Source organism: Dendronalium phyllosphericum CENA369 (assembly GCF_016056275.1).
In the GTDB taxonomy this organism is placed as follows: Bacteria; Cyanobacteriota; Cyanobacteriia; order Cyanobacteriales; family Nostocaceae; genus Dendronalium; species Dendronalium phyllosphericum.
In genome coordinates this window covers 19,423-40,149 of record NZ_JAECZA010000289.1, presented here as the reverse complement: position 1 = coordinate 40,149, position 20,727 = coordinate 19,423, and the positions used below count along the sequence as shown (strand labels likewise).

At 42.1% G+C, this 20,727-nt stretch carries 24 protein-coding genes and 1 tRNA gene; 10 read left to right on the top strand and 15 right to left on the bottom strand.

Features of this window, described 5'->3' with window-relative positions; genetic code table 11:
* Window positions 1-23 precede the first annotated feature (23 nt).
* Entirely contained in the window at window positions 24-494 is a 471-nt protein-coding gene (locus tag I8752_RS31900; protein ID WP_214436181.1) for a GNAT family N-acetyltransferase, read from the top strand.
* On the opposite strand, the gene I8752_RS31895 is transcribed toward I8752_RS31900, so the two are convergent.
* The 7 genes from I8752_RS31895 to I8752_RS31865 all read right to left on the bottom strand — a co-directional run bounded on the left by I8752_RS31895 (window position 457) and on the right by I8752_RS31865 (window position 5,991).
* Window positions 457-1,368 (bottom strand): sensor histidine kinase, encoded by a 912-nt coding sequence (locus I8752_RS31895; protein WP_214436180.1) that lies wholly within the window; start codon window positions 1,366-1,368, stop codon window positions 457-459. The genes I8752_RS31900 and I8752_RS31895 overlap by 38 nt on opposite strands.
* Before the next feature lie 226 nt (window positions 1,369-1,594).
* Window positions 1,595-2,206, bottom strand: coding sequence for an L-threonylcarbamoyladenylate synthase (locus I8752_RS31890; protein ID WP_214436179.1), 612 nt, complete (start codon window positions 2,204-2,206; stop codon window positions 1,595-1,597).
* A 32-nt stretch (window positions 2,207-2,238) separates the two neighbouring features.
* Window positions 2,239-2,409: a hypothetical protein gene (locus tag I8752_RS31885; RefSeq protein WP_214436178.1), complete on the bottom strand. Its 171-nt coding sequence runs from the start codon at window positions 2,407-2,409 to the stop codon at window positions 2,239-2,241.
* A 284-nt stretch (window positions 2,410-2,693) separates the two neighbouring features.
* Window positions 2,694-3,608 carry a peptide chain release factor N(5)-glutamine methyltransferase gene (gene prmC / locus I8752_RS31880; protein WP_214436177.1) on the bottom strand — a complete coding sequence of 305 codons (915 nt, stop codon included), beginning with the start codon at window positions 3,606-3,608 and terminating at the stop codon, window positions 2,694-2,696.
* A 19-nt stretch (window positions 3,609-3,627) separates the two neighbouring features.
* Window positions 3,628-4,458 (bottom strand): Tic22 family protein, encoded by an 831-nt coding sequence (locus I8752_RS31875; protein ID WP_214436176.1) that lies wholly within the window; start codon window positions 4,456-4,458, stop codon window positions 3,628-3,630.
* A 603-nt stretch (window positions 4,459-5,061) separates the two neighbouring features.
* A tRNA-Pro gene (locus I8752_RS31870) sits at window positions 5,062-5,135 on the bottom strand.
* Between the two features lie 331 nt (window positions 5,136-5,466).
* Window positions 5,467-5,991: a GNAT family N-acetyltransferase gene (locus I8752_RS31865; RefSeq protein ID WP_214436175.1), complete on the bottom strand. Its 525-nt coding sequence runs from the start codon at window positions 5,989-5,991 to the stop codon at window positions 5,467-5,469.
* Between the two features lie 448 nt (window positions 5,992-6,439).
* Here I8752_RS31865 and I8752_RS31860 point away from each other — a divergent pair, with 448 nt between their 5' ends.
* Complete coding sequence (locus I8752_RS31860; protein WP_012410214.1) at window positions 6,440-7,159, top strand: hypothetical protein; 720 nt, start codon at window positions 6,440-6,442, stop codon at window positions 7,157-7,159.
* A 106-nt stretch (window positions 7,160-7,265) separates the two neighbouring features.
* Window positions 7,266-8,198, top strand: a complete 933-nt coding sequence (locus tag I8752_RS31855) for an alpha/beta fold hydrolase (RefSeq protein WP_214436174.1) — start codon at window positions 7,266-7,268, stop codon at window positions 8,196-8,198.
* Window positions 8,199-8,314: 116 nt separating this feature from the next.
* Here I8752_RS31855 and tsaD read toward each other — a convergent pair whose 3' ends face one another.
* Window positions 8,315-9,364 (bottom strand): tRNA (adenosine(37)-N6)-threonylcarbamoyltransferase complex transferase subunit TsaD, encoded by a 1,050-nt coding sequence (tsaD, locus tag I8752_RS31850; RefSeq protein ID WP_214436173.1) that lies wholly within the window; start codon window positions 9,362-9,364, stop codon window positions 8,315-8,317.
* Window positions 9,365-9,540: 176 nt separating this feature from the next.
* Here tsaD and I8752_RS31845 point away from each other — a divergent pair, with 176 nt between their 5' ends.
* The 3 genes from I8752_RS31845 (at window position 9,541) to I8752_RS31835 (ending at window position 11,014) form a co-directional block, all read left to right on the top strand.
* Window positions 9,541-10,035, top strand: a complete 495-nt coding sequence (locus I8752_RS31845; protein ID WP_214436172.1) for a Photosystem I reaction center subunit III — start codon at window positions 9,541-9,543, stop codon at window positions 10,033-10,035.
* A gap of 39 nt (window positions 10,036-10,074) precedes the next feature.
* Window positions 10,075-10,224: a photosystem I reaction center subunit IX gene (psaJ, locus tag I8752_RS31840; RefSeq protein WP_214436171.1), complete on the top strand. Its 150-nt coding sequence runs from the start codon at window positions 10,075-10,077 to the stop codon at window positions 10,222-10,224.
* Window positions 10,225-10,492: 268 nt separating this feature from the next.
* The gene (locus tag I8752_RS31835) at window positions 10,493-11,014 is read left to right on the top strand and encodes a photosystem I reaction center protein subunit XI (protein WP_214436170.1); all 522 of its coding nucleotides are present in this window, start codon (window positions 10,493-10,495) and stop codon (window positions 11,012-11,014) included.
* A 214-nt stretch (window positions 11,015-11,228) separates the two neighbouring features.
* Here the strand turns inward: I8752_RS31835 and gmk are convergent, their stop codons facing one another.
* Both gmk and remA read right to left on the bottom strand, forming a co-directional pair.
* A complete protein-coding gene (gene gmk / locus I8752_RS31830; RefSeq protein ID WP_214436169.1) occupies window positions 11,229-11,828 on the bottom strand; it encodes a guanylate kinase in 600 nt (199 codons plus the stop codon).
* 173 nt (window positions 11,829-12,001) lie between these two features.
* A complete protein-coding gene (remA, locus tag I8752_RS31825) occupies window positions 12,002-12,268 on the bottom strand; it encodes an extracellular matrix/biofilm regulator RemA (protein WP_214436168.1) in 267 nt (88 codons plus the stop codon).
* Between the two features lie 276 nt (window positions 12,269-12,544).
* Here remA and I8752_RS38285 point away from each other — a divergent pair, with 276 nt between their 5' ends.
* Entirely contained in the window at window positions 12,545-12,709 is a 165-nt protein-coding gene (locus tag I8752_RS38285) for a hypothetical protein (RefSeq protein ID WP_263986735.1), read from the top strand.
* 321 nt (window positions 12,710-13,030) lie between these two features.
* Here I8752_RS38285 and I8752_RS31815 read toward each other — a convergent pair whose 3' ends face one another.
* Together I8752_RS31815 and I8752_RS31810 are read right to left on the bottom strand one after the other, a co-directional pair.
* Complete coding sequence (locus tag I8752_RS31815) at window positions 13,031-13,474, bottom strand: PIN domain-containing protein (protein WP_214436166.1); 444 nt, start codon at window positions 13,472-13,474, stop codon at window positions 13,031-13,033.
* On the bottom strand, window positions 13,474-13,785 hold the full coding sequence (locus I8752_RS31810; protein WP_214436165.1) for a DUF2281 domain-containing protein: 312 nt from the start codon (window positions 13,783-13,785) through the stop codon (window positions 13,474-13,476). Before I8752_RS31810 ends, I8752_RS31815 begins: the two co-directional genes overlap by 1 nt.
* 251 nt (window positions 13,786-14,036) lie before the next feature.
* On the opposite strand from I8752_RS31810, the gene I8752_RS31805 reads away from it, so the two are divergent.
* Window positions 14,037-14,222, top strand: coding sequence for a hypothetical protein (locus I8752_RS31805; RefSeq protein ID WP_214436164.1), 186 nt, complete (start codon window positions 14,037-14,039; stop codon window positions 14,220-14,222).
* A gap of 62 nt (window positions 14,223-14,284) precedes the next feature.
* Window positions 14,285-14,884 (top strand): LexA family protein, encoded by a 600-nt coding sequence (locus tag I8752_RS31800; RefSeq protein WP_214436163.1) that lies wholly within the window; start codon window positions 14,285-14,287, stop codon window positions 14,882-14,884.
* A 115-nt stretch (window positions 14,885-14,999) separates the two neighbouring features.
* On the opposite strand, the gene I8752_RS31795 is transcribed toward I8752_RS31800, so the two are convergent.
* From I8752_RS31795 to hetZ, 3 genes are all read right to left on the bottom strand, one after another.
* Complete coding sequence (locus tag I8752_RS31795) at window positions 15,000-17,324, bottom strand: transglutaminase TgpA family protein (RefSeq protein ID WP_214436162.1); 2,325 nt, start codon at window positions 17,322-17,324, stop codon at window positions 15,000-15,002.
* Between the two features lie 480 nt (window positions 17,325-17,804).
* Window positions 17,805-18,785 (bottom strand): PatU, encoded by a 981-nt coding sequence (locus I8752_RS31790; protein WP_214436161.1) that lies wholly within the window; start codon window positions 18,783-18,785, stop codon window positions 17,805-17,807.
* Window positions 18,778-19,998, bottom strand: a complete 1,221-nt coding sequence (gene hetZ, locus I8752_RS31785; protein WP_214436160.1) for a heterocyst differentiation protein HetZ — start codon at window positions 19,996-19,998, stop codon at window positions 18,778-18,780. The genes I8752_RS31790 and hetZ overlap by 8 nt, the downstream gene beginning before the upstream one ends.
* 207 nt (window positions 19,999-20,205) lie before the next feature.
* On the opposite strand from hetZ, the gene I8752_RS31780 reads away from it, so the two are divergent.
* Window positions 20,206-20,679 carry a hypothetical protein gene (locus tag I8752_RS31780; protein WP_214436332.1) on the top strand — a complete coding sequence of 158 codons (474 nt, stop codon included), beginning with the start codon at window positions 20,206-20,208 and terminating at the stop codon, window positions 20,677-20,679.
* Window positions 20,680-20,727 lie beyond the last annotated feature (48 nt).

Here is a 20,727-nt window from a genome sequence, read left to right as displayed (position 1 = left end):
ACCAAAGAATATATTGCTAATACATGAACTATTCTCAGATTCAATTTAGCGATCGCCACTCGGAAATTGACCTTTACCAACTCCAAGAATTATTCAATATTTCAGCTTTCTGGGCAATAGGGCGTAGTATTGAAGATTTGGGCATAGCTATTGCTAACAGCAACCCAGTAATTTCTGTCTGGGATGCGGATAAACTGATTGGCTTTGCCAGAGCTACTTCTGATTGCATTTATCGTGCCACGATCTGGGATGTTGTGATTCACCCAGACTATCGTGGTAGTGGGTTGGGAAGCAAATTAGTGGAAACTATCTTAAGTCATCCTCGCATCAAGTGTGTTGAGCGCGTCTACCTGATGACAACTCTCCAACAAGAATTCTACAAAAAAATTGGTTTCCAACCCAACAGTAGTACCACAATGGTGTTGTACAACCAAGCTAAATTTAGTTCTCTTTCGGCTACAGAGATTCAGCTTCAGGAGACGCTAGGGGGATAGACATTTGCAACCGAGTATGATTATTGCTGTTTTCGTTACTCCCAGGAGGTATAATTTCTAGCTCTCCTCCCATCACTTCTAACAGAGTTTGATTGAGCAATAGCTTCATTCCTGGTGAAAGACCGGGGTTTTCGCAATCAGTTTCAGCAAGTGTGTCTTCAGATTTGATGAAGTCAATTGGCTCGCTATCTGGTAAAGCACCAGTTGGCACATCCAAGCAAATCCAAACAGTTTTATTTGTAGGTGAAAGGCTGCTGGAAATATGGATACTGCCTTCCTCCATTTGAGCAATGGCAGTGTCTACTAAACTTACTAATACTTGTCGCAGCCAGCGTTGGTCTGCTAAAACATAAATTTCTGGGTCGGGAAGTAACACCTGCAAAGGAAAATTACGATTTGCCGCTAACATATAAGTTAACTGATTAACTTCCTTTAAGATTTCGACTAAGGAGCGCGGCTGAATATCTAATTTGTTAGTACCGTGTTCTATTCTGGCGATGCTGAGAATTTCATCGATGAGATGTAGCAGTTTCAGAGCTTTATCGTGAGCTTGGGTAATAAATTCTCGTTCTTCTGCTGGATCTTCACACAAATCTGACAAAATTAACTGATGCAAGCCAATTAGACTATTGAGAGGCGATCGCAATTCATGGGTCGTCCGCGCCAAAAAACCCGCTTTAAATTGGCCCATTTCCTGCGCCATTTGGTACGCTAGCTGCGTTTGCTTTATCTGTTGCAATTGTGGCAGATGCTGTTGCGCTAATGCCGTTGAAGATGAGCTAGAAGCCGCGTTTGACGACCGCATAAATAACCAGCGAATCCCCATCCCCAAAATCAATCCTGCTCCTAGATATAGCCAGTTGCTCCAATTCATAATTTGGCGATTATTAACTTGTTAATTGACCACAAGGACGCAAACTAAAGTTCCGGATTTTTTAATTCATCCGTTTCTAGCCTTGGTTGATGATTTTTTTGTTTCTTGTCTATGACTAAGAAAACAACATAATGATGACGATTTTTATTTCTTTGCCTAAAAATATAACACTCATTCAATTAACGAGCGTCACAAATCTATGCTATGTAGGCATTATGACGCGTCTTTATTCAAAAGGGTGTAACTTAATCGCACCTTGACGCAAAATTTGCCAATTCATTCCCGTCCATTTAGCAACAGTCGATGGCACACCAATTGTCGATTGACCTTGAAATTCTGTAGCTGCCACTAAAACTTCAGGAAACTGAGCCTCAATTTCTGCCATTGTTAATAAGGGTGGTTGACCGGAAAAATTAGCACTAGTGGTAGCAAGCGGCCCTGTTTGCGTCAAAATAGTTTGAGCGATCGCACTATTGGGAACTCGGATACCAATTGTTGTCGGATCGCTAGGGTTCATTTCTTGAGGTACGCGTAGGCGTAGCCCGTCGGAGACATCGCTTGCTGGTAATACCAACGTCAGCGCTCCCGGCCAATATTTACTTACTGTATCTTGCCAAATTTTATACTCCTTTTCATTACCTTTGACATAAGGCCACAAATCCTCTGCGCTAGCTGCCATCAAAATCAAAGGTTTATCTTGACTGCGTTTTTTTGCAGTAAAAATTAATGCTGCCTTTTCTGGTAAAGTTGCAATTGCAGGAACAGTATCAGTGGGAAAGCTCACTAATAAACCAGCACGTGCGCTAGCTATTAGGGCTTCTAAAGCAACTTTGGTCATGTTTATTACAGTTGGGAGTTAGGAATTAAGAGTCAAAAACAGGGTGTAGGGGGTAGGGTGTTGGGTGTAGTGAAGACGGCATTAGTCGGGGCTTGAACCGCCACCAATGCAATCGCCTTAAAAGATGGGGCTTGTACCCAAAGGTGGTTGGGGCTATCTCTTCCCCCACACCCACTCAGCCCGCCCCAACGGGGCTTGGTCATAAAGTGAGTAATTTGTTTTCAGCAGTCAGATAGGAATAAATTAAAGTTTGTGTTTACGCTTTGTTGTATCTCTTCAGTTTAATTATCTTGACTTGCTTATCCTCTTTTTAATAACTCCCAATTCCTTATGAAGAGTGCTGAGTTAAAAGACTGCCCACAAGGGGCGGGGCTTTTATCTTAGTGCGAAAATACTGGGTAATCTTCTTGTTACTCAGCACTCAGCACTGAATTTCGTAAATTAAACTTTCCAAACAACCTGTAAGGCTACTTATCCTTACTAACTTCTAACTTTTATAGGCAAGAGCAAAGCGTTCAATTCCAGCTAAATCAGTATGAATTTGAATATTGCTATAGCTTCCTTGGTTTTGTAAAAGTTCGCGGACTGCATCCGCCTGTCCCGCCATCATTTCAATCAGCCATACGCCATCAGGTCGTAAATAACTAGGAGAAATATCTATCAAATGGCGGATGCAATCTAAGCCATCAGCACCCCCATCCAAAGCTAAGTGTGGTTCGTGGTTAACCACTTCTGGTTGCAGGGTGGGCACGATATTGGTGGGAATATAAGGTGGATTAGACACCATCCCACTGAATTGGCCTTTTAAGCCGCTCAATGGTTCCCACCAAAAACCTTGATAAAAACGAATCCGTTCGGCAAGACCCAAATTATGGGCATTGGTTTGGGCGATCGCTAAAGCTTCAAGACTGCGATCGACCGCATGAATTGTCGCTTTTGGCAAGATGTCTGCTAGTCCCAAAGCGATCGCCCCACTTCCAGTACCCAAATCTGCCCAGTGTCCTGACTCTAAAGGCGGATTTGCCCCACTCTTAGCTGCGGCAATCGCAGCTAAATCAATCAAGCACTCTGTTTCTGGTCTAGGTATTAAAACCGCACTCGAAACAGCAATTTGAAATTGTCGCCAAGGTGTGACTCCAGCAATGTACTGCACTGGCAAGCGCTCATGCAATCGCTTTTGCCATAGACGATCTAAATCTTCTAAAGGCAATTTCATTTGAATTTGAGGTCTTTCTTTAAAAGACTCCAAACGCAATGCTAAACGGTCTAACCCAGTAATTTCTAAAAGCAGCCAATCGACTTCAGATGGCGGGACATCATGAGCGATCGCTGCTTGAATTGCTTGATTGCGCCACTGCCAAAGTTGTAAACCGGAAACTACCTTTGGCTGTTTATCCACCATGCGATCGCACTATGGATGCTTATTTTTTAGGTGCAGCCGCAGGACGTGCATTGTTGGGATTATTTCCAGGAGTTTTGGATGTGTTATTTCCAGGTAAAGTCCTGATATATTCTCTCGATTCTTGGGAAGGCACTAAGACTACCTGTTTGAGCCATTCATCATTTTTCTTTTGTAAAGTATCGATCACTCCGTCCACGTCTATTACCTGAATATCAGCTTTGGGATTTTTTTGCTTCACTTGGCTCAATAAACCTTGTGCATCTTGCTTGCTGAAAAATAGAGGAATAAGTTGCTGATTGTTAGCTGTCAGCTTAATCGGTACATATCCTTTATCTGGTGCAAATCTGACAGCAAAAACAGGTACGCTTTTAAACTGGTCTATCTTCTGACCGCTTTGGCGCAGCAAGTCCATCGCCCCTTTAAGTTCTTGGTCTACAGGTTTAAAGGCAAATACGAGACGGTTGGGCTGATTTTTAGTTTGTTGCAGTTGTTGATAAATCACTCCCAAAGGTAATGCTGTTACCTGTAAGCTTTTTACCAATTCTTCCATTTTTGGGTCTTTGCCTTTAGCATTCCGCAGCTCAGTAATAAAAGCCACAGCATCTTGGCGACTTAAATAAACACCTGTCACCGAACCACCCGATTTTTGACCATTTTGCGCCTCTGGCAGAGGACGACTCAATGGTAAACCTTTTTCATTGGTAATCAAGTATACTGGTACAGCGTCCAATTTTTCTTTTATTTGTTGTTCTGGCAATGCCAAGACTGGGACATTGCCGATAAAAACTGTTCCTAGCAGAGTACTTCCCACTAAACCCAATGTCGCGCCCCAGCGAACTAATGCTTTCATGACTGCTCCTCGCATCAATAAAATCAATTAAGTCAGACAAGTTGTTGGATTTGCATAGCACCAACTAGCTTTAGTTATATAGCAATCTCTTGAAGATGTAAAAATGTTGCGATCGCCGTTAAATGCTAGAATTCAACTCTGAAAACCTGATATTTCCAAATCTTAGAGAATTGCTATAGTTACTGTGCTTAAATTGCGTGTTTTTCAATTTTGGCTGGCGATGCACTGCGTAATATTGTAGATGCCTATTATAAGTTGCTCTCAAGGCGGTAACGATTTTCCCGACTGTTGAAGCGGCCAATGCCATTTGATTTGTCAATATTTAGGTGACGCTACTACATAATCAATCGTTCCACTTGCCACTAGTTCTATAACTCCCGCATACAAAACTTAAGTCAAGGATGCTCCCCTGACTAACGCATTCAACAGTCAAACAGCCAAAATGTACTTTTGGGTAAAATTGACAATTTAAACGTAGATTGTACCAAAAAAATTTCAGTTAATCCTTGGTTTGATAGATAGCAAATTTTAATTGTTTTATTGGGTATCAAAAAACTCCATATATTTTAGGATATGTGGAACTTATAGTTTGCAAATTTTAAATCGGGATGACAGGATTTGAACCTGCGGCATCCTGCTCCCAAAGCAGGCGCGCTACCAAGCTGCGCTACATCCCGGATATATTTACTTTGAAGGTTACTGGTTTTTAGCTTACACAATAGCTATTGCTTAAGTTTGGCAAAACAGCCTTACTCTACTATACCACATAACCAAAGTTATCATACCAGATTTAGAAAATATTGACTCATTACTTCGATCGTAGTCTAAGTAAAATTAATTATCGGCCAACAGCGATTCAAGTTTTAGTAGCAACTTACCTTTATAAATAAAGACATCTGGTTGCTTGTGGTTGCTTGTGAATTGTTCTCAGTCAAACCACATTCTAGTTAGAGAATTTACTTGCGATCGCTGAGTTTTGTGTGGCTTGCAGGGATTTGCTTTTCAACATTAGTGTGGATACCAGAACATACCTTTAATACCTTCTGGGTCGGACATGAAGCCCATACCACGATAGAAATCTACAACATGAGGGTCGGCAAAAAGAGTTACGTTGCTAATTTCTTCACTTCTAAGTTTTTTCAGCACGTATTTCATCAATGCCTTGCCCAGTCCTTTACCTTGAAAGTCTGGGTGAACTACCACATCCCAAATAGTGGCATTAAATGCGTGATCTGAGGTAGCACGGGCAAAACCGATGAGTCGCCTTTGGTTTCCTCGCACTTGCCACATAGAGGCTACGAGAAAACTATGCTCAATAGCTTTTTTTACTTTTCTCAAAGGACGACGCGACCAACCGACAGCATCACATAGTTCTTCTAGTTCATATAGATCGATATCTCGCTCCGTACTAAAAACGATGCGATCGCTGTTGGCGTTAGGGTCGCCCGCAGCTGCTGTATGGTCTTCAAAGCCTGTTGTCTTAGTTGCCGATACAGATTCAGGAGTACTAAACCAAGTTTTCCAAAAACCCATGCCAACGTGGTTCGGGTAGTATAACTAAAATCGGTTGCCACTCTCTATGAGTGTTGATTCACCTTTTGGTAAGCCAATACCATCTAAAATCAGCCTTACACTTAAATTGCTTTGGGTGTATAAGGAATTACCAGTGGCAACAGCTTTCAAAAGTGTGTTTCACACCAATCATTTTCAACTTTAGCATTTTGTTGTAAGGCCTAGGAGAAATTCCCCAAAAGGCAAGGACATGAAAGTGAATTGTATCTGACTAACTAGGGATTAGGGATTAGAGAATAATTTGTCACAAGCCCTTATCTTTAAAGAAAATGAAGACTATAGGACAAAAATTGGTAACACTACATGTTTACATATCAGGCGTAATGATTTTTTCTCTAGTGAATTTATAGTAGAGTTTCCCAATCCCTAGTTCGCAATTCCAGTCCCCAACCCCCAATCCTCAGTCCCCATGGCTTCTGGTTTAAAATCTTCCACTCTAGAACTCTTAAAGCGCTTCAATCGAGCGTTTCCCCAGTTTTATGAGCAATTCGTTAGCAGTGAAATTCAACTGCAAAACTTGCGGCTAGCTTACCGTCTCTATAAAACCAGACGCGCCGTTATAGAGTTAAAACCGGAAGGTAGCAAAAGTGCCCTACATTTTGCCTACCGCAACCAGTCGTTTCTTCTCAGCGATATTTTTGGTGTACTGGCAGCTTATGGGCTAACTATCCACGGTTTAAGCTTATATGGTCAAATTCGACCGCCGATGTTGGTTTTTATCAAATTATTGGTATCTCGTGGCAGCAAAGCCTTGACAGAGAAAACCGCAGAAAACGTTTGCCGTGCCATTCGTGAGGCTTTGGGAGGGCGGTTTGAGGTAGAAGAGATGCTAGCAGTAGAATTCAACTTAGACACTGGCTTAGAACAAGTACAGACAGAGTTTTATGTCGATCCAGTATTTCATCTTCCTGCTTTAGTAATTGAAGCTGATAACCAACCAGGATTATTTTATAAAGTCATGTATGCCATTTGGCAAGAAGATTTGCTGGTAGTCAATGCCAATTTATTGGTTTGGCGTGGACGTACAAGGCTGATTCTTTATTTGTTAGGGCCAAATGAAAGCTTAATTCCGGAATATCTGGGTCACAAAATTGCTGAAGGTGTGCGACAGAGGTTGTTAGGTAAGTGAACGTACAATTAAAAATTAAAAATGTAAAATTAAAAACTTTTAATTTTTAACTTATGTGTGTCATTCCTTATTTAGTCTTACCTCTGCTTGGGAGTACGATATAAGTATGGCAACCATTGAAATCTTGGGCGTTCCACACGCATACGAACTAACGGCTCCTACATCCTGCCCCTATGCTTTGGTATTTATCCACGGTTGGCTAAATAGCCGTGGATACTGGCAACCTGTGATTTCTCGCCTTTCAGTAGATTTGCAATGTCTTTCTTATGATTTGCGAGGATTTGGTGAATCTCAGTCTTTGCCAGAAACAGATTGTAGTCGAGCACAAACTTCTTTAGATTTGACTCCTAACTCTAGTAGAGCGCTCAACTCATCATTTGATTCCCTTTACACTCCAGCGGCTTATGCTCGTGATTTAGCAGTGCTTTTGCGACAGCTAAATATTACCAATGCTTGGCTAATTGGGCATTCATTAGGCGGTACAATCGCTCTATGGGCAGCTGCTCAAATGCCTGAGTGTATTCAAGGGGTCATCTGTATCAATGCAGGCGGCGGTATTTATCTCAAAGAAGCCTTTGAGGAATTTCGTTCCGCAGGACAGCGGTTTTTGCAAGTCCGTCCTCGCTGGTTATCTCAGGTTCCTTTAATCGATCTGCTATTTACTCGAACAAGTGTAGCCCGTCCTTTGGAACGTTATTGGGCACGTCAACGAGTGATTGATTTCGTCGTAGCCGACCCAGAAGCTTCTATGGGAGCGCTATTAGACTCTACAACTGAAGAAGAAATCAACCGTTTACCCCAGCTAGTGTCTCAACTGAAACAGCCAGTATATTTTTTCGCTGGTGCCAATGACAAAGTAATGGAACCTAAGTATGTGCGCCATTTGGCTAGCTTTCATCGGCTTTTTCAATATTGCGGAGACAATGTGATTGAAATTCCTGATTGTGGACATCTGGCAATGTTAGAACAGCCAGATGCGGTTGCTTCTCACATTCGGTCAATAGTTAACGCTCAAGAGTCAGTAGTCAAAAGTTATTAGTCAGTTATCGGTTGTCGTACAGACGCGACGCCAGTCGCTACAACGGGGGGAACCCCCGCAACGCGCTGGCTCATTAATCGCGTCTGTACAAGAGTCAGTGGTTATTAATCATTTAACTATCCAGCAGGCTGATATAGCTTCATCACCTGGGTTAAGGCTAACCGAGACTCAACACCTAAGGTGATTGGGGATGTATGACCGCGGGATAAATGGTCAGCTGCTGCACAGGCAATCATGGCAGCATTATCGGTACAAAATTTCATGGGGGGGAACAGGACGCGGAGGTTATGCTTGGCAGCGGTTGCTTGTAAAGTTTTTCTCAGCCCGCTATTAGCTGCTACCCCTCCACCAACAGCAATGGTATTTAGACCATAGTCTAGGGCACAAGCGATCGCTCTTTTGGTTAGCGATCGCGCTACAGTTTCTTGAAAGCTAGCCGCTACGTCTGTTATTGGTACTTCTCCACCATCTTTCTCTAACTGCTGCACTAAACGCAGTACCGCTGTCTTTAACCCACTAAAACTGCCATCATAGGGGTGATATCCACCGCTCGGTAGGGAAACTTTTCCTTCTGGTAAGGCAAAAGCTAGGGGATTACCCTCTTGGGCCAGCTTGTCAATTACCGGGCCGCCTGGATAACCCAGCTTTAATAACCGCGCTACTTTGTCAAAAGCTTCACCTGCGGCATCGTCGCGGGTCTCACCCAACGTTTCATACCTACCACAATCCTTGACATAAATCAAGCTTGTATGTCCGCCAGAAACGAGTAAGCTAAGAAAAGGAGGCTCTAAACTTGGTTCGCTCAAATAAGTAGCGTAAATGTGACCTTCAAGGTGATGAACGCCTAAAAATGGCTTTTTATGTACGATCGCCAAGGTTTTGGCCGCAGTTAAGCCTACTAATAGCGCTCCTACTAGTCCAGGGGCACAAGTTGCAGCGATTCCCTCAATTTGCCCCCAATCTAGTTTGGCTTGCTCTAAAGCCTTAGCGATCGCTCCATTTATTGTTTCTAAATGCTGGCGGGATGCGACTTCCGGTACTACCCCGCCATACTGCTGATGAACAGAGATTTGCGAGGCAATGATACTGCTGCAAACTTGACGATTGTTAACAATTGCAACAGCAGTTTCATCACAGCTAGATTCGATTGCTAAAACGATTGCCATTTTAAGGTTGTGCCAAATAACAACTTGTTTGAGAAGCTTTAACTTTTATTTACTTAAACTTTACTCGGTTCCCGCGCAAGAGTATGATGACATGCTAGTTATCCAAATAAAGACTGTACAAGCCGCTTCGTTTTGTACATAAAACTTTTTCTTTTGTAATAAAAGGAAATAACTTCATGCGACGATTGTTTGCTTTGATTTTAGTGATTTGTCTTTCATTTAGTTTTGCTCCACCAGCAAAAGCTTTAGGGGCCGATCTCGTACCCTGTAAAGACTCTCCTGCTTTTCAAGCACTGGCACAAAATGCCCGTAACACCACTGCCGATCCCCAATCAGGGCAAAAGCGGTTTGAGCGTTATTCACAAGCTCTATGCGGGCCTGAGGGTTATCCCCACTTGATTGTTGATGGTCGTCTTGACCGCGCTGGCGACTTTTTGATTCCTAGTATTCTCTTCCTTTATATTGCTGGTTGGATTGGTTGGGTAGGTCGTGCCTACATACAAGCTGTCAAGAAGGATTCCAATCCTGAGCTAAAAGAGATCCAAATCGACCTTGGCTTGGCATTACCCATTATTGCTTCAGGCTTTGCTTGGCCAGCAGCAGCACTCCAAGAATTTCTTTCTGGCAAATTAACAGCCAAAGATCAAGAAATTCCAGTTTCTCCACGTTAATTCGGTGTAATTCATTCATTTGTTTTGGAGGCTAAATTCATGGCGGACAAAGGCGATCAACCATCCTATTTGATTAAATTTCTTTCCACCGCGCCAGTGGCAGCTACCATTTGGCTGACAATCACAGCAGGTATTTTGATTGAATTCAACCGCTTTTTCCCGGATCTACTTTTCCACCCACTACCATAAGTAGAAAATAGATTGAAGACAGTTGAATGTGTTGTCTTTTGCCTAAATTTGTGTTGTTGAGTTGTTCAGCCTAATTAGGTTAAATTGTTGCCAAAATAGGCTGTGAAAATATCTTTTTGAAACTCGTAAGGCTACATAGCTTGCGAGTTTCATTCTATGAAAGCAATTAAATTAATTTTTTTTAACTTCGCAAATAAAAAGCATCTTTGGCTACGAATATTATTAATATAAAAATGCCACCATTGTAATTTAGAGGCGAACATAAAATATGGCGCAAGCAGTAGATGCATCAAAAAATCTGCCCAGCGATCCGAGAAATCGGGAAGTAGTTTTTCCCGCAGGGCGCGATCCTCAGCAAGGCAACCTAGAAACACCAATTAACTCTTCACCCTTGGTGAAGTGGTTTATTAATAACTTGCCTGCCTATCGCCCAGGTCTCAGTGTTGGTAGGCGTGCGATAGAAATTGGAGCAGCTCATGGTTACTGGATATTTGGCCCCTTCGCTAAGTTGGGTCCTCTGCGGAATTCAGACAATGCTAACTTAGCTGGATTACTATCAGCTATTGGCTTGGTTGTGCTTCTTACTGGTGCTTTATCTCTATATGCCAATAGCAATCCTCCTAAAGCACTTGCTAGTGTTACCGTACCCAACCCACCAGCAGATGCTTTTAACTCTAAAGAAAGCTGGAACAACTTTGCCAGCAGTTTCTTAATTGGTGGTATTGGTGGTGCAGTAGTCGCTTACTTTTTGACTAGCAATCTTGAACTAATTCAAGGTTTATTTGGTTAATTGAATTTTGGGTAGTTGTAACTTTGTCAGTAGTCAGTGGTTAGTAAAAAAATTAGCAACTGACTAATGACAACTGACATTACCAATCTAATTGTTGGCAATAAAGCAGAAATAAAAAATGTTTGAAGGACACAAAGAAACAGCTATGCTTTTTCTCTGTGTCCTTTACTGTTTGGTATAAAGAATGCTTGGTTGTCGTTTTCAGGAATTTTAATTATTTAAACAAAGCTGCTTCGATCGCATTGAGAGCTGTTTCAAAATCATCATTAACGATTTGAATATCAAACTCATCAGCAGCTTGAATTTCTACTTGGGCACGGCACAGACGACGAGCGATCGCTTCTTGTGAGTCCTGTCCGCGACCGCGTATCCGTTTCTCTAATTCCTCAAAAGAAGGCGGCAAAATAAAAATGCTGAGGGCGCTAGGAAAGGAAGCACGAATTTGTCTTGCCCCTTCTAGCTCAATTTCCAGCACTACCAACTTACCAGACAAAACCTGGTTAAGGACAGCTTCACGGAGAGTGCCGTAATAATTACCAGCAAATTCCGCCCACTCTAAGAATTGACCTTGAGCAACCAGTTGTTCAAACTTGCTGCGGCTCATAAAGTAATAGTTTTTGCCGTTGATTTCTCCAGGACGGGGAGAACGAGTCGTCACCGATACGGAATAATACAATTCGGGATGACGCTGTAATAGCGATCGCATTAAAGTGCCTTTGCCAACCCCGCTAGGGCCAGTTAGAACAATCAGTTTGCCTGGAGACTGACCTTCTTTGGTAGTAGCACAACTCTGGATTGGTAAAACTTGCATCATCCGTTTAACCTGTGAATTAATCAATAAATATTATTCCTTAGTCGTTAGCGTTGTGTTCGTTGTTTGAGCGAACTTTGACTAACAAGTTTGTAGCACGAGTGACAGAAATATCTAATTCACATGGTACTGCCGATGTGGTGCAAATAGGAGTGGGGCTATTGACCCACCCTGCGTTAATTATCTACAACATGATGCTCGCGGGAAATCACAAAACGATTTGCTACCGTTTCTGGTTGAATCGCTGAAAGAATTACATGGCTGGAATCAGTGATAATTACAGCCCTAGTCCGCCGACCATAAGTTGCATCAACTAGTTGACCTCTGTCTCGCGCATCGGTAATTATCCGCTTAATTGGAGCAGATTCTGGACTAACAATGGCAACTACTCGGTTAGCAGATACGATGTTGCCAAAACCGATGTTAATTAACTGTATTTCCATAAAAAAACTGACACCAGACGTGGTGTACGAAGATAGGAATTTATTCCCATGTTATCCCCAAAAAATCGGAGTTACAACGCTTATGGTCTAGCCAGCCTGAGTTTTTAAATAACCATTCCTTTTTTTAGCTATTTATCAATAAAATCACCTTAAAATCTTCCTAAAGGCACATGCAAAACCAAAAAAAGTTACTAATAAATTAAAAATTTAAAACGTCAGATCGATCGCCAACTGATTGTAGTCTTTTGATTTACAAAATGTAGGAGTTCATCGGTGATGGCTGCCGTCGAACTAGAAAATTTATGTAAGAAGTTTACCTTCAGCCAAGGTTGGGGATTCAACCGCACGCGAATAGAGATTGTTGCTGTATTAGTCTCAGCATTCTTGATAGTCAGGCGATCGCCTTTATCGGCCGCAATAGTGCGGGTAGGTCTACGATAATCAAAATGCTAACAAGCATACTACAGCGGACATCTCGGACAGTAAAGCTATGGATTTGTTACTTAGTTGCCGATTGAAGCATTGCGATCGCTATCTTTAATTCATGCCCTACTAGCAGTGGCTAGGTCAACTGCCGTGTTGTTAGTTAGTGTAAGTGTGTTTTAGGTTTACACCGACTCTTCAAGAAATTTGATGCAAATGCGAGGTTGAGTTCAATCTTGGCAACTTTTTTACCAAAGGTTTTGCTTGAAGTTGTCTATCGTTTACCGATAATTTCTGAAATAGCATTTTCAAGCATAAGTGAAATCAATAAAGCAAGGTTTACAACCAAGATTCAACGGACAATGCTCTTATCTGTTTAATCCGCTGAAAATCGCTATCAGCTGATACGACTGTAAGATTGTGTTGTAGAGCAAGGGCAGCAATCCAGAGGTCATTTTCATCAAAACCCAAGTCTGTTATTTGAGTTTTTCTCCGCTTGCTTTTTTCCTTAGGGCCAAACTGTCTCATTAAAGCTGCTTTGAGTTGACCATAAATATTAGCTGTGTCTTTCGTAACACTATAGATTCCTATATCTTCCAAAAATTCTGTTAAACGAGCGAGATTAGTTTCTCTTTTAGCAGAATTTTCCATCATATATGTAAGTTCTCCCTGCACAATTACACAGGTTGCAATATTTAATTCCCCAACTTCAGCTATTCGACGAATGACGCTCGGTTCTCCAAGAATGATAGCGCTACAGTGGTTCGTATCAAGTAGGTACATTATTCAAAAGGATTCAAGTCATAATCGAACTTGGCTTTACCACGAGTAGCGTAAACCAACTCAAGACACTCTTGAAAGTCCTCGCCTTCCCAAGTTCCTGCATGTCTGAGGATGGAACGCCCAGAAGGTGGGCGGTAGGATGATTGATAACTATTGGTTGGGGTTTCTTCTGACTTAACTTGTGGTTGCTGTGTATGTTTTTTGTCTGATTGTTGCTTGTTTTTAAGAAAGCGCAGAAAATCTAGAGTTTCTTCTAGAAGAGATTCTGGAGAGGATTCAATTTCTTGAAACAGGAGTTGTTTAATAGTCATAAAGATAAGGAAAATGGAAATAAACTTGTCTCTATTGTCTATTATCAGAATAAGTTTTTAATGTTATGACAATAGATTAAACTTTTAAATATCACTGTATTATTTATAGATTTGATATATTAGCTCACACCTTTGCGCTCTATACAGTACTGTTATGCAAGTTTGATTTCCAGACTTTTTTCAAAACTAACTATGCAAATATAGTTCGTTTGTACTAAATTTAAATTCGTAGATTTTAGTACAAGAGTATTATGAAAAGCAATCGTAACCCAAGCAAGAAAGTAAACAATAACACTGGGCTAAGTGTTATTTTCTCGGAAAAAGCTCTCATTACATTGTTGCATGTCATACTTGCCTTGGGCATTGCTCATTTACAATTTAGCACTTCAACTAATCAAGAACACCCTGCAAAAGTTTTGCAAAACAAACACAATTAGTAAGGTTTTTCTTAGGGAAAATTATGAGAAACTGCGAAAACTTGCACAAAGGATGATTGCTTATGCCGAGAGGCGGTTCCAGAAAAGGGTCAGGTCGTAAATATAAATTTGGAGAGCCATTTGCAGATATTGGTGTTCCTTCATCAATCAGTAATGACCTGATTGTGGCAATAGAGTACCTTTGGGAAAAGGGAATAACAGGAAAAGAACTTATAGATGCTCTACTTTCAGCAGAGTTTCGTAAGGTTAGGAAGTACGATTATGCAGTATCAGCAGGCACACATAGCACATCTAGTGTTGGAGGAGATTCGATGAACATCGATTATGAAGAAATTGATCTCTGTGAGGAACTGCTCAAGGGAGCAAATAAAATGATCATCTTGCCTGTAATGGGAGACTCAATGATAGGTATTGGTATATATCCTGGTGATTGGTTAATTGTTGAACAGATTAATCCTCTATACCAAAAGCCTAGGGAGCAAGAGATTGTTATAGTTTCTGTCGATGATGAAACTTTAGTTAAACGCTATACGAGAGAAAAAGGAGAAGTAGTTTTAGTATCAGAGAACGAGAACCACGAACCAATCAGACGTGCTGAAGGATCAATTTATATTTCAGGAATTGTAAAAAGTGCTATTCGTCGCAATTTATCAAAATTGTAAAAGATATGTTAAAGCAACTACGTCATAGCGAACGCCACAAGCTGCTGGTAGAGAAGTACTATTGAAATTAAAAAGGTTGCCCAATGGATAATCTTTTTATGTATTTACCAATGATTTATTTAACAGCCTTTTTCAAACCTTGCCATCTTTGTCGCAGTCGCTTCAAGTCAGGAGTATGATCGCCATAACGCCAGCCAACATAGGCTTGAGAAATTTCATCTATCACCTCGGCAGTTGCTGGGGCGTGATGCTGGTATGAAACTTTGGCATACTCTAGCGGTGTTTGTGCTGGATGCTTCCCTAAACCTTTTTGTGCCGTCCATTGCAGCATTTGTTGATAAAGGCTTTCCATTGCTGGTAATTTCTTTAACCAACGACGATTCATCCACTCTCGCCACTGCACCCAACCTAGCCAACCAAAGAAAGCTATGGTAGTACCCAAGATTGAGCCAGTCAATACACCCAGCCAACCTTGAGTAAATAAAGAGAAAAACCAAGCGATCGCTCTACTCACCCAACTAAATATTGTCCCAAAAACATTGTTCAATAAACCTGTTACCGGAGAAGGCAACCACCCAGCAACCCACTGCCAAAACTGCCGCAGTACGCTAAATGTTTGAGTATCTTCAATTGAAGGAGGAATCAAGGGATGGCCGGGAATTGGGTCAAAGGTAAACCAGCCATATTTGGGAAAATACACTTCTGTCATAGCGTATGCGTCTGTATTCTTGACAACATACATTCCTGTAAACGGATTAAATTCTCCAGGATTAAAGCCTGCTACCAACCGCGCTGGAATACCAACAGAACGCAGCATCACCGTGAGAACTGTTGAGAAGTGGTCTGGATAACCGCCTTTGTGCTTAAATAAAAAAGCTTCTACAAGGTCGTCTTTTTCTCCCAAGTAAGGCAAATCTAAGGGATTTTCAGGAATTGAGTAGTTTTGTTTGAGATACTGAGCTAAGTAGAGAACCTTTTCATAAGTTGAATCCAGAGTTTTTGTGGATTTTCCGACCTGTTCTCTGTTGTAATTAGTTAGAAGAATTTCTTCGGTGCGTTGCTTGACTTTTTCCGCAATTTCAGGTGGAATTTGTAAATAATGATTTTTAATCTGCTGCGGATAGTTATTAGCAGCTTCTCCTAACAAAGTCCGATCGCGGTACGGTACTTCTGAAATAACCGTGTAAGTAAGGTCTTCAGATAATCCCACAGGCGATCGCAACCCGTTTTCTCGATCGACAGCAAGCATTGGTGTGGGAAAATAAATTTCTTTGGGATTAGCCATCGCTGGAATTAAGTTAGGCAAATCCGACACGATTGTATAAGTTTGCACTACCTCTTGAGTTTTACCAAATATAGCTGGTAGAGGTAGATAAATTTGGTAAGACCAAGGCGATCGCTTGAGAGTAGTAACATCGTCATTGCGAGAAATTTCCCATCCCTTGCCTGTATAGTGGTCAAATGCCAGTACTCGCCAAAAACCCTCAGCCTGCGATCGCACCCGCATTACAACCTTGGGTTTCATCTCTCCCCGCAAATTTTGGTTAATCTGGTTATTAAAACCGTAATAAAAACCGTTATCTAAGCGTCCTGGTTGACCATTTTGGCTTTGTCCATCACCATTGCTACCACTGCCTTGATTATTTGCATTGCCTTGACGCACATAACCGGGATTAATAATGCTACGACCTGTAAAACTGCCTTTAACTTCAATAGGAGAACTGACAGGAAACGTCCGCAGTTGATAGCCCGGAAATCGGGGTAAAACAGCAAAAATTGCCAGTCCCAGACCGACAATAGTTACAAAACTTAAGACTAAAAATTTCAAATCAAAAATTCTAGAATTCTGATTATTTAATTTTTCACTTTTAATTTTTAATTGTTGCAAGCCGAGTTGCGAGCGGTAATTTAATACTAAAGTCGGCAAAGCGATCGCTAAAAATAACAGCAGCACCGGAGCAAATGCTAAAGTTTGGCTTAATGTTGCTGCGATACCTAATAAAATTAGTCCTATAACTATTGAATAACCCAAGTCCTTGCGTCGGGGCGTATCAAAACTGTGGAGTATTTGCAGTTGAATTAATAACTCTGCTAACGCCAATCGCGTATCATTCAATTCTCCTAACAATCGCCCAAAGAAAGCACCCAGTGCTATTAGCATTCCGATGGCGATACAGAATTTGATTGGAACGTTGGCATTGCGACGACGGTAGTAACTCCAAACCGCACCTACAATACTCAGTGGCACTGCCCAAAAACTAGATGTAGTCTCAGCAGCAATATCCGTCGCCACAATTCCAATAATTACCAACGCTAGCACTAGCAGCCGTAAGGGAATTGAATTTTCCACTTCTATCAAAGGCGACTTTTGCATATTTTGCCGCCAGCGATCGCCCACAGGTAGAGGCCAAAACTGATTAATCCTGGTTAAGTTAAACATTTAGTGTAAGCAAAGCTATGTAGTAGATGCTATGAACACAATGTTTGGCACGTAAACTGACCCTGCTTACATCTGTTATTTTTCGGGAAGTCCTTCTAATACCAATTTGGGAGTTGAGATTTGGAATTATAGCCATCGCCAGTAGTGTTAGGACATCAACGGACGATCGAACATAGACACAAAAAGACTTTTCACCCAGTCCCCAGCTATAAAAGTCTATTTTAGAAATCTCAAACAAGACTATCTTTGCTCATTTGGTATAAGAAAACAGGAACTCCCCGAAGGAAGCCTTTGGGAGTCTCAATGTCTTGTACATGTGTTTTTACGATTACTCGTTATCGTCGAAACCGCTAACGATCTTTTGTTAATAAAGTAGAAACCCTAACGATCGGTTATTAAAAAACGATATGGTTCAAACCACAACCATCATCTTATCTATTGGTGTTGGTTGACCTGGAATGTTAGCGGTGAAAATTGCGCTTAAATCGTGGGATTAATCACAAACAACAACGGCTTTCGATCTAGTTCTGGAAACTCGACTTCCAAAGTATAAATCGGGTTTGGGTGCGGACAGTGTAATTCTACACTCAAGCATCCTGGAGTCGAAGACTTCGCTGTTGCGCGATTACCACTTCCTTTGAGCTTTAAAGTACCTTTAGCGGGTAACTCAGCGTGAACATGCAGTTGTGTCACCTGACCCTGAGACTGATATTCTACTCTCAACGTCAGAGGACCCGCGCTGGTTAACCATTGTTTTTCAACCACTGGCTGGGATGGTGACACTGGTAGAGTCAGACTTTCTAGCAGTTGTTTAGCTGCCAGCAGCGACAATGCCATCTGTTGAGGCGGTTTTAGCTCAGAGTAATCGCTCTGCATGTTGGGCATTGTACCCAAGGTATCTACAGACCGATAGGTACTTCTCAGCACCAATCCAGCGATGTCATTAAGTGTCTGGGACTCGTTAGGGAAAAAGCCCTCAACTACTTGAACTAATTTCGCCCCTAGCGGCAGTGAAGAAGTAAGCAATGCTTGGCACTGTTCTAGCAATTCCCGAAAAACTTTTTCCGGTAGGGGAATGGGTAGACTCAGCTTTGATTGCTGCGCCATCCACCCCCAAGCAGGGGTTAATGCTAGCGATCGCTCTTCTACGCAATCTGGGTACTCTACTAATTGTGATTCCCAAGGGAATAACGGAGGGTGGTTCTCGATTTGGATTTGTAACCGACGCTTGAGGACGGCCTGGAAACGTTCTTGCACAGTAGGAATTTCTCCCAATTGAAAGGTTTGGGGGGTTCCTTCCAAGTCTTGCTCGCCATTTTTTGACCTAGCTGCTTCCTTGGTTGGGTTGTCCACCCCTGCAATATCCTCACTTTCTACCGAGTTTTGCTCGTGGGTATCGACATTATCTGCCAACACCCAAGCGAGTAAATGGTTTTGTAAGGATTCTGAGTCACTATTCATGGGTAGATGCACCCGATCCGGACACTAAGGAGTTACGAATTTCCCAAGCTTGTTCGAGGATCTTAAACCACCTTTTTTGAAGTTGTGCTGTTGACATACCTAAAGTTTTGGCAATTTTTTCGTCGGGTTGTCCTTGTTGCTTCAACTCTAATAAAGACCGTTGTTTATCTTCCAGTTGTGATGTGTAAGTTTGCCATTGCTGGGGAGTTAAACCCAAATTGGTGTGCAATGAAGCTTCTAGCCACTCATGAACTAATTCCCAACGATGCAACAAAGCAAACCGAATTAAATGATATTTAAAACGCTGCTGTAAGTAATCTCTCTGACGAGGGGTTAAACCTAAAACTGCCTCAATTTCCTGTGTAGACAGGTCTTGGAGGCGGAGGGAGAAATAATCAGCGCAATCGGATTGTTGCCGTTGTTCGAGATAATCCATCAACTCGGTAACGACAACCGAGCGCAAAGTATCTTCTTCTGGTTCGGGTGCTGCTTGCGTCGCCATTGTCGATCGCAATTGCTGTACAGCTGGCTCTTCCCAAGAACCATCGGCTTCGTTGCTGCTACCTTCTGCGGCTTGTTCTATATCAACGTTGGTTTCTGGGGGTTGCTGTTGGGAAAAGGTTTGTGCCCGCAGGATAATCAACTGCTGTTGACGGCCTGGTAACGGAATCCGCCGCTTGCCATAGCGTTCCGTAAATGCCATGTATTCTGCCAATTCCAAGAGAGTCTGGGGGCGATAGGTGGGGCCGAGTTGATTTTCCCGCCGAAAAGCGTTCAACGCCTCCAGATAAAAACCCTGTAAGAAATCTTCAATAATAGTCAACCGCCCCTGATAGCTCAGTTGCCTTTGAGGAGGATTAATGTAACGATAAATAATTGCACTCAAAGTACTGTGCAATTCCACCCTACCCCGATTAGAACCCAACTGATAGTACCTCAAACACTGCTGTAGCCGATGTTTGGCTAAGGTCATTGCTGAGTTCTCGATCGCACCGGAAGCTTGGATACGTTTACTTTCACTGCAAATCCGGTATACTTCGGTAGTAATTCGTGTAGCCACATCGTGGCAATTCTGGGCTGAAGCTTTGGTTGACTGTTGAAGCTCCTGGGATAGGAGTTGAAAGATCGCCTCCACGCCGATAGAATTTTCTCCCTGAGTAGTTACGCTTGGAATTGTTGCGGTTGGAATTGTTGCGGTTGCGGCTGAATTCATAGTCTCGGTTTTCAAAAGACCCTAACATGCTTAAATACAACCTGTACGACCGTGGGTATTGGCTTTTTGGGTTTTGCGTATAAGCTAAGCGCAGATGCCAATCCTGCGTTTAGGATGTGGCTTATTTTATTGTTCCCAAATCTGATGAGATTGTTCGCATTTTGATAAATGTTATTGCCATTACCCAGGAGTCGTTTACAAGTCATTATGGATTTAGAAAGACAAATTCAATTGCTGATTGACAATGCACCCCAGGATGGTATAACACCAAATCTTATCGCAGCAATTGCTCCTGCTCTTAGCGCGATCGCCCAAAAATTGCGCCACTCCCAGTACTACATTCTCCAGGGTTTGGAGAGCAACTGGGTTCTCACTACATTGAGCAACCGTGCAAATCCAGGATTGGAAAAGCGAGTGATTTACGCTTTTTCTACCATACAGGATGTTTCCCTAATTCCATCTGCTGGGCTTGACCCTCAAATCGTAGCAAAACCTCTTCCTGTGACCCATATTTTGTTCCAATTGGTGGCATTAGAACCCGTAGATAGTATCGTTTTTTTGGAAACGCCGGGTAAGACCACTCATACTGTTGAAGTGGAGCGAGATGAATTGCAAAAACTCATGCAACAACAGATAAAATCACAGCATCAGCGCAAAGAAATACCCCCTGATATCGCATAAATAAATTTGGAGTTGGGATTTATTAGATACACCAAAAATCCCAACTCC

Coding starts and splice junctions, on each gene's coding strand:
- I8752_RS31900 (WP_214436181.1), top strand. CDS start 24: ATGAACTATTCTCAGATTCAATTTAGCGATCGCCACTCGGAAATTGAC.
- I8752_RS31895 (WP_214436180.1), bottom strand. CDS start 1,368: ATGAATTGGAGCAACTGGCTATATCTAGGAGCAGGATTGATTTTGGGG.
- I8752_RS31890 (WP_214436179.1), bottom strand. CDS start 2,206: ATGACCAAAGTTGCTTTAGAAGCCCTAATAGCTAGCGCACGTGCTGGT.
- I8752_RS31885 (WP_214436178.1), bottom strand. CDS start 2,409: ATGACCAAGCCCCGTTGGGGCGGGCTGAGTGGGTGTGGGGGAAGAGAT.
- prmC (WP_214436177.1), bottom strand. CDS start 3,608: ATGGTGGATAAACAGCCAAAGGTAGTTTCCGGTTTACAACTTTGGCAG.
- I8752_RS31875 (WP_214436176.1), bottom strand. CDS start 4,458: ATGAAAGCATTAGTTCGCTGGGGCGCGACATTGGGTTTAGTGGGAAGT.
- I8752_RS31865 (WP_214436175.1), bottom strand. CDS start 5,991: ATGGGTTTTTGGAAAACTTGGTTTAGTACTCCTGAATCTGTATCGGCA.
- I8752_RS31860 (WP_012410214.1), top strand. CDS start 6,440: ATGGCTTCTGGTTTAAAATCTTCCACTCTAGAACTCTTAAAGCGCTTC.
- I8752_RS31855 (WP_214436174.1), top strand. CDS start 7,266: ATGGCAACCATTGAAATCTTGGGCGTTCCACACGCATACGAACTAACG.
- tsaD (WP_214436173.1), bottom strand. CDS start 9,364: ATGGCAATCGTTTTAGCAATCGAATCTAGCTGTGATGAAACTGCTGTT.
- I8752_RS31845 (WP_214436172.1), top strand. CDS start 9,541: ATGCGACGATTGTTTGCTTTGATTTTAGTGATTTGTCTTTCATTTAGT.
- psaJ (WP_214436171.1), top strand. CDS start 10,075: ATGGCGGACAAAGGCGATCAACCATCCTATTTGATTAAATTTCTTTCC.
- I8752_RS31835 (WP_214436170.1), top strand. CDS start 10,493: ATGGCGCAAGCAGTAGATGCATCAAAAAATCTGCCCAGCGATCCGAGA.
- gmk (WP_214436169.1), bottom strand. CDS start 11,828: ATGATGCAAGTTTTACCAATCCAGAGTTGTGCTACTACCAAAGAAGGT.
- remA (WP_214436168.1), bottom strand. CDS start 12,268: ATGGAAATACAGTTAATTAACATCGGTTTTGGCAACATCGTATCTGCT.
- I8752_RS38285 (WP_263986735.1), top strand. CDS start 12,545: ATGGCTGCCGTCGAACTAGAAAATTTATGTAAGAAGTTTACCTTCAGC.
- I8752_RS31815 (WP_214436166.1), bottom strand. CDS start 13,474: ATGTACCTACTTGATACGAACCACTGTAGCGCTATCATTCTTGGAGAA.
- I8752_RS31810 (WP_214436165.1), bottom strand. CDS start 13,785: ATGACTATTAAACAACTCCTGTTTCAAGAAATTGAATCCTCTCCAGAA.
- I8752_RS31805 (WP_214436164.1), top strand. CDS start 14,037: ATGAAAAGCAATCGTAACCCAAGCAAGAAAGTAAACAATAACACTGGG.
- I8752_RS31800 (WP_214436163.1), top strand. CDS start 14,285: ATGCCGAGAGGCGGTTCCAGAAAAGGGTCAGGTCGTAAATATAAATTT.
- I8752_RS31795 (WP_214436162.1), bottom strand. CDS start 17,324: ATGTTTAACTTAACCAGGATTAATCAGTTTTGGCCTCTACCTGTGGGC.
- I8752_RS31790 (WP_214436161.1), bottom strand. CDS start 18,785: ATGAATAGTGACTCAGAATCCTTACAAAACCATTTACTCGCTTGGGTG.
- hetZ (WP_214436160.1), bottom strand. CDS start 19,998: ATGAATTCAGCCGCAACCGCAACAATTCCAACCGCAACAATTCCAAGC.
- I8752_RS31780 (WP_214436332.1), top strand. CDS start 20,206: ATGGATTTAGAAAGACAAATTCAATTGCTGATTGACAATGCACCCCAG.